This window comes from Paenibacillus sp. FSL H3-0321 (genome assembly GCF_038002865.1).
In the GTDB taxonomy this organism is placed as follows: domain Bacteria; phylum Bacillota; class Bacilli; order Paenibacillales; family Paenibacillaceae; genus Paenibacillus_AQ.
This window is the reverse complement of the sequence record NZ_JBBODH010000001.1, coordinates 2,243,668-2,258,029: the sequence shown is the minus strand read 5'-3', so window position 1 is coordinate 2,258,029 and position 14,362 is coordinate 2,243,668. Positions and strand designations below refer to the sequence as shown.

Sequence of the window (14,362 nt, the reverse complement as noted above, 5' to 3'; positions counted from 1 at the left end):
TGCATGAAGAGGTGGTTAGCAATGAAGATTATGATTGTGGAAGATGATGAGACCATTCGTGAAGAATTATCAATACTGGTGTCGTTTAACGGTTACTCGGTATGCGCACCGGTCCATTTCTCCAATATCCTTGAAGAAGTCGCGTTGGAGAATCCGAATCTGATTCTGTTGGATATCAACTTACCTGGTATTGACGGTTTTAAGCTTTGTTCACTAATACGCGAGGAATCGGGCATTCCGATTATTTTTGTAACGAGCCGGAATACAGATATGGATGAATTAAACGGCATTATGAGAGGCGGAGATGATTTTATTACCAAGCCTTATAATGCTTCTATTTTGCTTGCCCGTATTACGGCATTACTCAGACGTGCGTTCCCGAACGAGAATAAAGATTATCTGTCCTGCAGGGATGTCTACTTCTATTCGGACACAGGTAAAGTCCATTATCATGGCGAGAGTGTGGAGTTGACGAAAAATGAAAGCAAGATACTAGCTTATCTGTTCAAGCATCAGGGACAAATGGTCTCCAGAGCAGATCTGGTGGAATATTTATGGGACAATCAATTGTATATTGATGACAATGCTTTAAGTGTTCATGTCACAAGGCTCCGCAGCAAGCTCAGCCAGATTGGCATCGATAACTTGATTCAGACTAAATATGGGCAAGGATACAAAGTATGAAGAAAAGCCAATATCTTAAGGATCAGCTGTTAGTAGGTGTACTGAATGTCTTTGGCATGCTGACTTTAACCTTGCTCCTGCTCACGCTCAATATTCAGTTTGAAGAGGTACTATTAATTATTCTGGTGTGGCTTGCAGGTGCAGTAATGTATAGCTTTCTTGATTACCGTGGAAAGAACAAAAGAATTAGCCGGACGTTTGCTCTTCTGGAGGAACTTGAACATAAGTATTTGTTGTCGGAAGTTATGGATGTTCCGGATACAGGTGAAGGCTTAGCTTATTTCAAAATATTGAAGGCGTGCAACAAATCTATGCTGGAAAAAGTATCGGCAACGAAACGTGAACGGAAAGAGTACAAGGATTACATTGAGCAATGGATTCATGAGGTGAAAACACCGATCGCCGCCATTCAGATTATGTGTGCCAATAATAAGTCGGAACTCTCATCGAAAGTACTTTCCGAACTGCAAAAAATCGATCTGTATGCCGAGCAGGCCCTGTACTATGCCCGCAGCGACGAAGCAGAACGCGATTTTCTGGTAAAAGAGGTTTCGGTTACCGATATGGTTCATCAAGCCATCGCCGACAATAAACAGATTTTGCTCAGAAACAATGTCCATGTTGACGTAGAGTCCTCACCTCATACTGTTTATACAGACCGTAAATGGGTGGAGTTCATTCTGAAGCAGCTGATTACAAATGCCGTACAGTACCGAAATGTGCACTCTCCGGAAATTCGATTTCAAGTCGTTCCGGCTTCCAGTGGCTTGGCACTCACGGTAAAAGACAATGGTATAGGCATCAATGAGAGCGATTTACCCCGGATTTTCGACAAGGGCTTTACCGGCGAGAACGGAAGGATCCGGAAGAAATCAACGGGGATGGGCTTGTATATATGCAAGCGCTTAGGCGATAAGCTGGGAATACATCTGGAGGCGGAATCTTATCCGGATGAAGGAACTTCTATTATCTTGGAATTTCCGAAAGGAAGCTTCACCAAAGTGTAGCGGACAGGAACTCGAATCTTTCAAAGATGAAAGATTTTAGAAAGCATTCCGGATACAATGTTTTACCTGCTCAAGGTACACTGTAGTGGAGGTGAAAAACATGAGTGAGTTACTGAAAATCGAGCATGTAGAGAAATATTACGGTAATGGTCCTTCCGTTACGAAGGCGATCGATGATCTCAGCTTCGCGGTCAAACAGGGAGAATTTATTGGTATTATGGGTGCATCCGGATCGGGGAAAACAACGCTCCTGAATTGCATCTCTACAATTGATACGGTTAGTGCAGGTCACATTTATCTTTCGGAAACCGATTTGACGGAAATACCGGAAAGCGAGCTCGCGCGTTTTCGCCGGAGGAACCTCGGTTTTATATTTCAACATTTCAATTTGCTGGATACCTTGACCATTGGTGAGAACATTGCTCTTGCGCTTACGATTAACAAGACTCCCCCCCATGAAATCGATGTGCGTGTCCGGCAAATCACCGTTCAGTTAGGCATTCATGATATTCTGCATAAATTTCCTTATCAAACATCGGGAGGGCAGCAGCAGCGCTGTGCCTGTGCGCGGGCGATGGTGAACGATCCCAAGCTTATCCTTGCCGATGAGCCGACCGGAGCGCTGGACAGCAGATCATCACAAATGCTGCTGGATACCATACAAAGCATGAACGAGCAGCTGGATGCCACAATTCTGATGGTAACCCATGACGCTTTCTCTGCGAGTTATACCAAGAGAGTGCTCTTTCTCAAAGATGGGCGGATATTTAATGAAATCTATCGCGGCAGTAAATCCAGGAAGCAGTTTTTCAATGAGATACTGGATGTGATGGCCCTGCTTGGGGGGGACCTGTTCGATGTACGCTAAAATGATCCTGCGGAATATCAAGCGCTCCAGAAAAGATTATTTGATCTATATGGTCACACTGATTTTCTGTGTCGGGCTGTTCTATGCATTTATGGCTTTATCAAGCCGTTACTATAATCCCTCACTGGGAGAAGAATTCACCTTCTCCTCGGTCCGCGGGGATATGACATTGCCTATACTGGCGATTACAGCCATTCTCTTATTTTTGATTAAATACGTAAATGACTACATGATTAAGCGGAAGCAAAAAGAATTTGCAATTCAGACCATTCTGGGCATGGAGCAAAAGACTACAGCGAAGCTTTTTTTTGTAGAGACGCTTGCCATGGGGGGAATTGCGGTTAGCCTTGGAATCATTATGGGATGTTTTCTCTCTCAATTGATTACGGCTATGCTGCTAAGCACCTATGACCAGCCCTTCAAATTCACCTTTCCTCTTTATACCGACACGCTGTTGTTCACTCTATTGTTCTTTGGTTTGGCATTTGGCCTGATCGGATGCCTGAACATCAGGTCCATTCGGAGAATCAAGATTATTGATATGCTGCATGCCGATAAGAAAACGGAAACGGATTACAAGAGCAGCGCCTGGATGTCCGTCTGGGTCATTCTGGCCGCCGCCACGGCAGCATTAATGCTGTTCCGGGGGATTTATATCTTCCGGAAATTCTATTCGGACAGCTTGCCCGAAAGCCTCCAAATATCTCTGTACGGCAGCGTAATATCTCCGGCAATTATGGTCTTGTCCGTAATATATTTTGGACTCGGGAGATGCTTTTCTAAGCGGTTGGGCTTCAATGGCCTGTTGGGAACTCTGATGACTCTTGGTATTTTTAATGTGGTATTTTCTTTTCGGGTATCCCGAAGCTCTCATGTAACCGTAAGTTCAAATGTTGAGATTGCAGCCGCCTTTTTTTTCGTGGCGCTCAATGTTTGCGGCTTCTTCTACTTCCTGAACCGCTGGATAGCCTATTTGAAAGAGAAATCCCCCGGACTTACATATAACGGTGAGAATCTGTTTCTCTTTGGACAGATAATGGCCAAATTAAAAACGACATCCAAAACCATGTCCATCATTTGTCTTATACTGGCGCTGTCTCTATTTCTGTTTGCCTTGGAGCCGGTCATGACGGGGTGGATGAGCGGTCATTTGGAGAAAAAAAGCAAGTATGACGTTCAAGTGTTCAGCCAGTACAACAATATCCGATACGAGAAGAACATAGCTCAGGCCGACTATGGCTTTGTGGCCGAATTCTTAAAGCACAGGAATGTCCAGTTTGCCGGGATCCTTGAATTCACCAGCTATTTCGTTAACCGTGAGAATTTCAATAAGAGAAATAAATATCAGTTCCCCGTGTTGGCACTCTCGCTATCCGACTATAACTTTCTGCGAAGCTTGAATAATCTGGAGCCTATCCGGCTGAGCGAAGAGGAATTTACGACTCAGTGGAATGCGTTAGCAGATCCAAAAGTGATCAACGGATTCTTGAACGAGCATCGGCAGCTCCGTGCAGAGACGGCGGACCTTGTCATATCCTCCGCGCCTTTTTATCAGGATGATCTGGGACCGTATTTGTATAACACCTACACAGAGGCATTATATGTATTTCCGGATAAAGTCTGTGCGGAGCTTATGCCTGCTAATCAATTGCTCTTCATTAATACTGCAGATCCGCTGCCCTATAAGGATGCAGAACAATTGAGAACTCTCTTTGATCAAACTGTTCGTACTGCTGATGCTACAACAGGAAATTCAAGTGAGATCAGGCTAAGCACTCTGCAGATCAATGACAGTACGGCAGGAGGATTCACAACAAAGGCAATGCTGAACTATACAGGCGTAGTACTGCTGATTATCTGCTTCACTGTTTTGTCTTTGCAGCAGCTTTCAGACTCTTCAGATTTTAAATACAGGTTCAGCATCTTAAGAAATATGGGAATATCCGAGCGACAATTAAACCGTATTATTTTGAAGCAAATGGGGATCTGGTTCGGTACACCCGTTCTGATGGCCTTTATTATTAACATCCTTTTAATATTCTTCATGATTGACAGCTTTTACGCAGAACTGTCCGCTTATATCGGAATACAGAGTGTATTGACGAGTAGTTTTGCAGCGCTGTCTGCCGTTATAGTGCTATTGGGTTGCTATTTTATAAGTACGTGGATATTGTTTAAACGCAATATCGCATAATGATTAATGGTTGCTATGCTTTCCTAGTCGAGTTATTGTTCATCCGAAGCAGCGGTTTGTTAACTAAATTCGAAAATGAGAAGGGGAAAAGACATTGATCAGAGTAGCGATATGTGACGATGAAATCCGGATTCACGAAAGGTTGCAGCGGTACTTCTCACAGCTGCAAATCGAGACCTCTTACGATTTCAAAATCCACTTTTTCGAAGCAGCTGAAGAATTGCTTGCTTATTATAAGGATGCCGGATCATACGCTTTTCATATTGTAATTATGGATATGGAGATGAACGGGATGAGCGGTTTGGAAGCTGCAAAGACCATCCGTTCCTTTCCGGATTACGATGTCCAATTTATTTTTATCACCCATTATCCAAAGTATATGTTGAGCAGCTTTGAGGTCCAGCCATTTCAATTCTTAGTGAAGCCAATGGATTATGATCTGTTTAAGTATACATTCAATCGATTGTGCAGCTATCTGTTTGCGAACGATAGCCGCTTCGTGACCATGAAGTCGGAGAATGGCTATATTGTCTTGCGTAAGCCCGAGATCATAGCCTTAGCTAAGATCAAGCACAGCCTGCTTCAGAATAAAATCAAAGTCGTGACCATCCATCATAACTTTTGCGTGACAGGGACACTGACGGAGTGCCTGGCGAGAATCAATGAACCGTTCAAGCTGATTCACCGGTCGGTTGTCATTAATTTGGAGCATGTTCGCAGATTTACAGCCACTTCAGTCATTATGTCCAACGATGAAGAATTTCCTATAGGCCGTACCCAGGCCGGCACTGTCAAAAATGCTTTCGCTGAATTTATTGTGGGAAGTTCCAGAATATGAGCAGCCTCTTTTTATACAGCATGTTGTGGTCGACTGGAATAATAGTTGTGCAATTAGTATTGACGCATCAATATTTTAAGATAGTGTCAAATAACTGTTCAACTGGGAAATGGTTAAAGTTCACGCCTTGTTCCATTTGTGGAATATTTATTTATTTGCTGTGCTATTTCTTGTCATTTGGATATGAGACATCACTGCTGTTCTATCTCAGTATCTTTCTTATTGCGCATGCCTATATTGATTCCCTCGGACTGAGAATGTCTTATAGCGCGATTTATATTTTTGTGTGCCTAATCTTGGAGTTTGCTTCGGCATGTTGGGTTTCGGAACAGCAAATACCGGAACTGGGCATTTCGTCCGGCATAAATTATCGTCAACTCGTTTTCATCTATGCTTCACTGCCTAAACTTCTCCTGGTGCTGCTGCTCAGGATTTATAGGCATAGCCAAAGCTGCCGTATTAACAAAAGTGACTATCTGATTATGCCGGTAATTATTGCTATCAATATGTATGTAATACATCGTCTCTGTCTAGATCAGCCGCAAAGAATATCTATCTCTGTCACTGTAACTTGCATATTTCTGATTACTGTGTTCTTAATCCTGATAATCGAGCGGTTAATGAGGAATTACACATTGGAGGGCGAAAATCATCTGTTGCAGCAACACAAAGAATACTATGATGTAATTTCGAATGAATCCACCAGTTCTATTGAAGAAATCAAACGAATTGTACACGATACCAACAAGCAGTTGCTATACATACAGACATGTATTCAGGAAAAGGAGTACCATGAAGCCCTTGTGCACACGAATAAAATGCTAAGAGAGCTCAACGAATCTGATAAAAGAATTTTTACGGGGAATCTAGTAATTGACGCTTTAGTGAGTAACATGCTTAACATTGCCCAAGAAAACCATATTAACGTACAGCATGAAATCTATATTGGCGCATCAGATATCAAGATTGATCCTTATGACTTATGTATTTCTCTTGGAAATGTTCTTGATAATGCACTGGAAGCAGTCAGCCTTGTTCCTGAACAAGAAAAGAGATTCATCCGTCTGCAAATCAATTCTGCCAATCAGGTTCTGCTCATTCATGTCTCCAACTCCAGGCCAGATTGTACATGCAGCAAGAAGCACCTTACCTATAAGAATGCTAAATTCCACGGATTGGGTTTAGGTAATGTCCAGAATGTGACTTCCAAGTACGGCGGATATTTGAGAAAAATTACAAATTACAAGCAATTTGAAGTCTTTGTTGTCCTTCCGCTTAGCAGATAACAATATTTTATAAACAGCCTCCGACCGGAGGGCTAATACATACTTTTGCTTGAAAAAGAACCTAATCCAAAAGGTGGGAGACCCCCTAAAGACAATTGAAAGATGCTCAATGCCATGCTTTGGGTAGCACGTACAGGTGCACCGTGGCGTGATATGCCAGAACATTACGGCTCCTGGTCTTCCGTGTATACTCGGTTCCGCCGATGGCAAAAGGCCGCAGTATGGGATCGAATATTAGAAAAAGTTTGAATCTGACTTCGAGAGCGTAATGATTGATGCAACGATTGTTCGCATCCATCAGCACGGAGCTGGAGCAAAAGGGGGCAACAATTCCAGGCTATGGGACGATTAATTGCCATCATAAGCAGAGGTATTAAAAAACCGCAATGCTCTTTTGCAAAAGAGTATCGCGGATTTTTATTTTCCCCTTTATTTTTTGAACATGACTACTGTGCATCAAAAATATTAATAAATTTTTGTGTAGCTGTTGACAGAGGCATCCCTTTTTTTGTTGCTATTCCCAGACTTCTTGAGGGTATCTTTTCCGCAATCACTAACTCATATAGCAGTTTGCTTTTCAATTCTTTTTGAACATAATCCTTCATAATGCAAGCAATCCCTAATCCCTTAATGGCGAATTCTACCATCAAATCCATGTTGCTTAGTTCGATTTGTGGGTCTATAGCGATTCCGTGAGAACGAAAATATTCATCAATATATTCTCGTGTACTCCCACCCTGTTGAAGGAGGATAATAGGGTAGTTTTCTGTAAGCTTTTGAATGGATAAAGATTCATAACAAAGATGTTTATACTTTTCGCCTACAACGAAACAGTCCTTCATTTGTAAGGTTTTGATAATATCAAGATTACTTTCATCCGTATTGTAGAGATTCAAAATACCGATATCAATTTCGCCTACGTTTAATAGCCTCGCTATTTCATGACTCGAATCATCTTTTATATACATTTTGATATTTGGGTATTCACGATTATATTGGCTGATATATTGTAATAAATCGTATTTGCATACCGCACTGCATACTGATATCCGTAATTGTCCCGCCTGCATCTGCTTCAGTTCAGAAAACTTCCGCTCGGCTGTCAGCATCAGACCGTAACCCTGCTCGATGTACTGAAACATAATTTCTCCCTCAACGGTCAGTGAAACACCTTTTGCATTTCTATAAAATAACCGCCCCCCAAGTTTCTCCTCTAATTGCTTTATGGATTGACTTATTGCGGGCTGAGAGCTAAATAACTCCTTCGCAGCTTTAGAGATACTTCCCAATTTTGCAGTCGTATAAAAAATTTTATAAAGCTCTAAATTAATAGACATATAAGAATTCAGTATACCTCCTATCCGAAAATCGTATTTCACTTATATCTATTTATTCAATATAATGAGCTGAAAGAATGTAGTCAATGACTTATCCGCAAGGGAGGCGACAAATATGTCACTACTGTATTATCTGCTTTCATTTTTATCGGGGATTTCTCTAACCTTACAGGTTGGAATAAATGGACAGCTTCGCTCAAAAGTCGGAAGTCCAATTCTCTCCTCTTTCATTAGTTTTGCTGTAGGGGCATTGGGTCTTGCTCTTGTGTTTTGCTATACTTTAGCAAACGGTACCTATACATTGTCGGGTGAAAATACGATTAAGGGTGTCCGTTGGTGGATGTTAACAGGTGGTCTATTTGGTGCGTTTTATATATTCACAACCATATTTGCTTCTCCTAAAATCGGATTTGCCAATATGTTCAGCCTGGTAATCTGTGGTCAAATCATTCTTGCCATTTTATTTGACCATTTCGGTCTTTTAGGAAATGATGTTCACCTAATCAACCCTTATAGAATTGTGGGTGTAGTTTTACTTGTGTCGGGCGTGTACATCATACAAAAGCATTGAATGAATTGTATTTTACATATTGGAGGGTCATCATTGGACATTACTGATTTTCAAGAGTGGGTAAAACAGTATTATCAAGACAGAGGCTGGTCGGATTTGGATATATTCATTCGTATTGGCTTTTTAGCCGAAGAAACGGGTGAGGTTGCAAGAGCTATCCGGGCACTGGAAATCGGCAGAGATCGGCCTGATGAGAGCAGAGGATCATTTGAAGAAAATAAAAGCCAATTAACGGAAGAACTTGGGGATGTGCTTGGAAATCTTATTGTTATCGCAAACAAGTATGATATTTCATTAGAGGAAATATTCCACTCCCATAAGAAAAAGCTAGCCCAAAGGTATTCATGAGCGGGTATTTCCGCAAACCAGAATAATAGCGAATTCTGTGTGCTTCAAACGGGCTGCCACAGCCGCACAGGATTCCCTGCTAGAGGTCCTCATCTGAGCTATCTGTTCTTAACAAAACAGATAGCTCAAATGAGGATTTTTTTATGGCGTCACTCGTAAACAAAATCAACGCATAACATCGGCTCGTTTAATTTCACTGCCCAACCAGGAAACTTTTAAACTGATGGAGGATGACTTTCATCCCCGCACCTATGAGATACGTATAGATGCAGCAAAAGCTAAGACGCTAGTTCCCGCACAATTTTTGACTGAATTTGTTCTCTCTGAAAAAATTTTGGAATTTAGTGTGATTTCCTATTACCAATGTAATGGTATATATGAGGCCGCTTTTGAGAAACTGCGAAAAGCTATAGATTCTACATATTTATTTATCCTCCAGCTTTTCATAGTAATCTGCAATGTAAAGGAGATGATTAGTGGAAACAGGAAGTATAGGATGAATACCGTCGCCGCCTCATTGAGAAAGATTGCCAGGAATCGACAATCAAGAGGACCTCAAAAGGATTAGCTTATATGTTGCGGATCAGAGTTCAGAGTAATAATAAAACAATTCTAAGGAGGAATTTCTATGAAATTCGGCAAAAAATTAATTGCTAGTACTTCTATTATTGTGGCATCTCTGGCGGTTGCAGTAACTGCGTTTGCAAATACGGACACCAAAAATGTAAACGGCTATGGTACTCTGAAGGGTACCTTGTCGGCTTCGGGCTCCACTGCAAATTATTCGACTTCGGTAAGTTCTAACAGTGACAGAGCCTACCTGACAATCGCCGGCTCTGCACAAAATGTAAACGGCACTACGGTTATTACGAAGTCGCAGATCAATAGTTCAAGAGGCGCGACCAGCTACAATGGATATTTGTCACCGTTAGGGTCGAACGTATATGTTGTTTATGGGACACACGGGGTGCAAGGCGGCAGCACATATAGTGCGGATGCTGTTTTCACATATACACATCTCTAATCATTGATGGTTATTTGAAATAAGTTTATGCCATGCAGAATAGAACTGAGGAGATACGCTCTATCTGCATGGGCATAAACTTTTTTCTATGTAGTACATAAGTAATTTGTACTTATATTTGACGATTGTAAAAAACTCATTGACATCTATTTTTGACGATTGTAAAATATTGAAAAAAGACAATTGTCAAAAAAGGAGCAGGCTACATGAAAATAAAGAAACTTCCAGAGGCCGAGTTTGAAATTATGCGGGTGGCCTGGGCCAATGAACCACCTATTACGACAGCGACGATAATGGAACAGCTTGGTAAAGAGCGCGAGTGGAAAGCTCCAACGGTGATCTCCCTTATGCTGCGGCTGGTGGAACGAGGGTTTTTACGTACGGAGAAGGAAGGCAAAGAACGCACGTACTACCCTTTGGTCGATAAGGATGTGTATCTCGCTTTGGAGACGGAGCATTTCTTGAAGCAATATCATGATGATTCATTTTTAAGCTTCGTTAACACACTTTATAACGAGAAGCGTCCGAGTGACAAGGAACTGGATGAGCTGCTGAAGTGGGCGAAGGAAAGGAGGGAGTGACAATGCATAGCTTTCTCATCACTCTGCTCGAATGTTCGGTCTCTATGACGGTTATTGGGACTATCTATATGGCGGTTACGCCTCTTTTGCAAAATAGATTTACAGCAAAAGGAAGATATTACGCCTGGCTGGTCATTGTTATCGGCTTTATTGTTCCGTTTCGTTTCCATCTTCCCGTCTCAATTATTTCTGTGGATACGTTATTCCCTACTCTGGGCAGTACCGGTCCTTCCAGCATTAATCCGCTAACAGCGGCAGCTTTTCCCGGGATTACCGCAACAGCATTCCCTTGGCTTAGTGTAGCTGTTGGCGTTTGGATGACAGGAGTTGTCGTATTCGTCGCCTGGCATATGGTCCGGCACAGACGTCTGTTGCGTTTGATAAAACGCTGGAATGAAAATTCCAACGACAGACAGGCATTGCGATTGTTGCAACAGATAAAAGTTGAACTGAATGTCACCCGGCATGTAGATTTGCAGATTTGTCCCGCTATTTCGGGTCCAATGCTGGTGGGGTTAGCTCATCCTGTTATTTTGCTTCCTTCGAATCGTCTCTCGATTCAAGCCTTGCGGTTCATCCTGAAGCATGAGCTCATTCACCTCAAACGCAAGGATTTAGGCTACAAGCTGCTCATTTTTACAGCTGCTGCGTTGCATTGGTTTAACCCGTTCGTCTACCGGATGGCACGGGAAATCGCTATTCAATGTGAGCTTTCCTGTGATGAAGCAGTCGTTATGCACTCCGATATGAACAACCGGCAGCAATATGTAGAGACTATTATTAATGTTGTGAGGAATCAATCTATAGGACGCAGCGCGTTCTCCACCAGCTTTTCTGACAATAAACTGAGTTTAAAGAAAAGAGTGTATTCCATTATGGATACCCGTGGTAAAAAATGGGGGTTTTCCCTTCTCATCGTAATTTCTTTAGCAGCCGTTGGAACAGGCGTAGTTTTGCAACTGAATTCAGCACAGCCTGAAACAGCGTTGCCAGCGTCGTCAATACAAGCCGCAGCAAATGAGATTGTATCCAACCAGGAAGGGAGCGATCCAGAAGGTTCAGCACTTCCCTCACCCGTAGCATCGCCTGTTCCTTCCTCGTCTCCAATCAAAGAGGATCACCCGGTGAATGAGTTGAAAAAAGAAGAGACAGGAGCTGTTTTAAGAGAGGGTGTTGGGGATGGTGTTAAATCAAAATCCGATTCTGCATCTATGTTACCCGAACTCAGGGAAAGCAAAAAGTGAAAATATATTATTACACAAAGGAGATGAAAATGTGAATATACGAAAGGGATGTAGACTTGTTTCATTAATGCTTATCATTTCATTAGTTCTTATTGGGTGCTCTGCGGATAAGACGCAAACCTTGAATTCAAGTCTCTCTCCTAGTGCTGAGCCTCAAAAGGCAAGTGCTCCATCCCAAAATCCATTTGAGACAGACGGAGAGAATCAAGTGATTTTAGGCAGGATGAGTCATAGGTTTGCTAATCCAAAGCTGGATCAAAGAGGACAGAGGGCTCCTATGGCGTACAATGGCGGGGAAATGAAAATAGATTATGAGGTGGCCGCCTCTGGAAAAGCCAATAATGTTGGATTTCTCATTTTTATCAATGGACAGCCGCAGCCTTACAAGTTTAATTCAACAGATACTCCGTATGAGTATATGCACATTTTTGAGGTGCCGGATGATGATGAACACTATACTCCATTTACTTTTGTATTCACCCCAATCACGGGGGAAAAAGGGGATCAGCTTTCAATCAACATCATCAGTGTATATAATCCTGGCTTCACTCCAGATATGAAAGAAACTTCTTCTTACGGAGGTTACCAAACGACATTGCAATTGGATGGAATCATTAGTTTTAATACGGATCCCAAGCCACTGGATGACCCCTCCATCCTGAAAGAAGAAGTGTTAAGTGACGTTCGTCAGACCACGGAGCCCATTACCCAGGAATTACTGGAAAAGGCCAGCGGATTCGAAAAGGTAGACCTCAATGCATTAGATAAAAAAGTCTATAACGAGCTCCAAATAGATGGTGCCGTGCGTATGGACAATTATTCAATCGAAGGAAAAGATAAAGTACATGTAACCTTCAAGTTATTCGGTCATCCCGGTGTACAATATCGAAGTACATTCTATATCAACCACCAAGCCATTAGTGCCAAGAAGGTTTCTTTTGAGACAAAGCTGACCAAAGGCAATGTATCGGTAATTGAAGCCGACATTGAAGTGGAGAAACTGGAGGATTTCAATACGTTCTATGTCGTTTCCGCCCCCCTTAACGCGAATGATTTTCCTGATGATGTGATCATTTTGGATAAAACAGCATCCGTACTGCTCTACAAGGGAAAGGAGTGATGGGAATGAAATCAAAACAAATCGGCGCTCTTCTGCTATTGCTCGTATTTGTGATAACAGGATGCATCCGTACCGAACCTGACAAAATAATCACGGGTCAAACCGTCAGCTCCAATCATGCAACCTCCGTTGCCTCGACCCATAGTGTGGGGAAGGCAGGGGAGCAGCCCTTATCGAGCTCATCCACCGTGCAGGCTCCTGTCTCTTTGTCATTCGGACAAATAAAGGGGGATATCCGAAACATCTACTACGCGGATGAGAATAAGGCTTTTTTATCGGCAGATCAATTGGTACTGGTTGACCTGCAAACTGGACGAGCAATAGCTGAGACTGCTGGAATGGATTTCGATCAGCAATTGATGTGGACAACCAAGCGTGGATATGTAGCAGTCGGTGTGAAAATCACTACCGGCAATAGTAGCAGTGGAGGGTTAACAACGGGTGGCGAAGTCGCGTTCCGCGCTGTGTTTTATGACCAGATGCTTAAGCAACTAACAACGTTTGACTTTAGTCCATTGCTTAATAAGAATGAGCATATTTCATTTTTGAAGGCCATTGCGATTTCTTCTGATGGAACACAAGCGGCCTATGCTACAAATAACGGACTTTATTTGTATAACTTCAATACTAAGAAAAAAACAACTGTCATTGATTTGCAAGCAAAGGATATCGCAAAACGTTCAGGTATCGTTACTTTTGAACAAATTGGTTTTACCAATAAGGACAAGACTTTGGCTTTTAAGGCGCAGAGTTTAGAAATCCCTGTGGCACCCGGCAAGACTTCCTTCGATTCATGCGGAACGGTGAGTCTGAATGGCAGTGGCCTGGCAAATCTGACCTTTGACGACTACACCTGCAAGGAGTTGACGGCATATGACCAGAAGCTGCTTCTCGCAGAGGATTTTACAATTCCCTCCGGAAGATTGCTTGTCATGGGGACTCCCGGGAGCAAAAGGAATTTTCTCAGACTGACCGAAAAAGGGGAGAGCGGATTTGTAACAGGGTCAGACAAGGGGCGTTTTTTTGCCACCACACTTGCGGAAAAGGGCAAAACCGGTTGGAAAATTCGGGTGTATGATACCAGCACCGGCAAGCTGCAAGCGGAGCAACACCTATCAAGCGGCGGAGAGGCCCGTTATATGGCCAACGACCCGATTGTAAAAGTCTTCGATGATGAGAGAACCTATATCGTATTGCTGGGAGCACGGCAGCTCGATATCAAACCGAAAATCGTGGCCAAGCGGTTTTAAAGGGAGTGAT

The 14,362-nt window shown here is 42.5% G+C and carries 15 protein-coding genes; 14 read left to right on the top strand and 1 reads right to left on the bottom strand.

The window, feature by feature from the left end; genetic code table 11:
• The first annotated feature begins 21 nt into the window (after nt 1-21).
• The 7 genes from MHI45_RS09935 to MHI45_RS35145 all read left to right on the top strand — a co-directional run bounded on the left by MHI45_RS09935 (nt 22) and on the right by MHI45_RS35145 (nt 7,126).
• On the top strand, nt 22-684 hold the full coding sequence (locus tag MHI45_RS09935; RefSeq protein WP_038595296.1) for a response regulator transcription factor: 663 nt from the start codon (nt 22-24) through the stop codon (nt 682-684).
• Nucleotides 681-1,691 (top strand): sensor histidine kinase, encoded by a 1,011-nt coding sequence (locus tag MHI45_RS09930; RefSeq protein ID WP_076109972.1) that lies wholly within the window; start codon nt 681-683, stop codon nt 1,689-1,691. The genes MHI45_RS09935 and MHI45_RS09930 overlap by 4 nt, the downstream gene beginning before the upstream one ends.
• A 100-nt stretch (nt 1,692-1,791) precedes the next feature.
• Nucleotides 1,792-2,559 (top strand): ABC transporter ATP-binding protein, encoded by a 768-nt coding sequence (locus tag MHI45_RS09925; protein ID WP_076109971.1) that lies wholly within the window; start codon nt 1,792-1,794, stop codon nt 2,557-2,559.
• Nucleotides 2,549-4,753, top strand: a complete 2,205-nt coding sequence (locus MHI45_RS09920) for an FtsX-like permease family protein (RefSeq protein WP_076109970.1) — start codon at nt 2,549-2,551, stop codon at nt 4,751-4,753. Before MHI45_RS09925 ends, MHI45_RS09920 begins: the two co-directional genes overlap by 11 nt.
• A 94-nt stretch (nt 4,754-4,847) precedes the next feature.
• Nucleotides 4,848-5,591 (top strand): LytR/AlgR family response regulator transcription factor, encoded by a 744-nt coding sequence (locus tag MHI45_RS09915; RefSeq protein ID WP_076109969.1) that lies wholly within the window; start codon nt 4,848-4,850, stop codon nt 5,589-5,591.
• Nucleotides 5,592-6,226: 635 nt separating this feature from the next.
• Complete coding sequence (locus MHI45_RS09910; protein ID WP_179091709.1) at nt 6,227-6,877, top strand: sensor histidine kinase; 651 nt, start codon at nt 6,227-6,229, stop codon at nt 6,875-6,877.
• A gap of 102 nt (nt 6,878-6,979) precedes the next feature.
• Nucleotides 6,980-7,126 (top strand): transposase, encoded by a 147-nt coding sequence (locus MHI45_RS35145; protein ID WP_083675541.1) that lies wholly within the window; start codon nt 6,980-6,982, stop codon nt 7,124-7,126.
• A 197-nt stretch (nt 7,127-7,323) separates the two neighbouring features.
• On the opposite strand, the gene MHI45_RS09905 is transcribed toward MHI45_RS35145, so the two are convergent.
• Nucleotides 7,324-8,214 carry a LysR family transcriptional regulator gene (locus tag MHI45_RS09905; RefSeq protein ID WP_076109967.1) on the bottom strand — a complete coding sequence of 297 codons (891 nt, stop codon included), beginning with the start codon at nt 8,212-8,214 and terminating at the stop codon, nt 7,324-7,326.
• Nucleotides 8,215-8,329: 115 nt separating this feature from the next.
• Between MHI45_RS09905 and MHI45_RS09900 the strand changes: the two genes are divergently transcribed.
• From MHI45_RS09900 to MHI45_RS09870, 7 genes are all read left to right on the top strand, one after another.
• Nucleotides 8,330-8,785 (top strand): DMT family transporter, encoded by a 456-nt coding sequence (locus MHI45_RS09900; RefSeq protein WP_076109966.1) that lies wholly within the window; start codon nt 8,330-8,332, stop codon nt 8,783-8,785.
• Between the two features lie 33 nt (nt 8,786-8,818).
• The gene (locus tag MHI45_RS09895) at nt 8,819-9,133 is read left to right on the top strand and encodes a MazG nucleotide pyrophosphohydrolase domain-containing protein (protein WP_038595282.1); all 315 of its coding nucleotides are present in this window, start codon (nt 8,819-8,821) and stop codon (nt 9,131-9,133) included.
• 628 nt (nt 9,134-9,761) lie between these two features.
• Nucleotides 9,762-10,157, top strand: coding sequence for a hypothetical protein (locus MHI45_RS09890; RefSeq protein WP_076109964.1), 396 nt, complete (start codon nt 9,762-9,764; stop codon nt 10,155-10,157).
• Nucleotides 10,158-10,363: 206 nt separating this feature from the next.
• Complete coding sequence (locus MHI45_RS09885) at nt 10,364-10,738, top strand: BlaI/MecI/CopY family transcriptional regulator (RefSeq protein WP_076109963.1); 375 nt, start codon at nt 10,364-10,366, stop codon at nt 10,736-10,738.
• Between the two features lie 2 nt (nt 10,739-10,740).
• On the top strand, nt 10,741-11,982 hold the full coding sequence (locus MHI45_RS09880) for a M56 family metallopeptidase (protein WP_076109962.1): 1,242 nt from the start codon (nt 10,741-10,743) through the stop codon (nt 11,980-11,982).
• A gap of 31 nt (nt 11,983-12,013) precedes the next feature.
• Nucleotides 12,014-13,102 (top strand): beta-glucanase/beta-glucan synthetase, encoded by a 1,089-nt coding sequence (locus MHI45_RS09875; protein ID WP_256718068.1) that lies wholly within the window; start codon nt 12,014-12,016, stop codon nt 13,100-13,102.
• 5 nt (nt 13,103-13,107) lie between these two features.
• Nucleotides 13,108-14,352: a hypothetical protein gene (locus tag MHI45_RS09870; RefSeq protein WP_076109961.1), complete on the top strand. Its 1,245-nt coding sequence runs from the start codon at nt 13,108-13,110 to the stop codon at nt 14,350-14,352.
• The last annotated feature ends 10 nt before the right edge of the window (nt 14,353-14,362 follow it).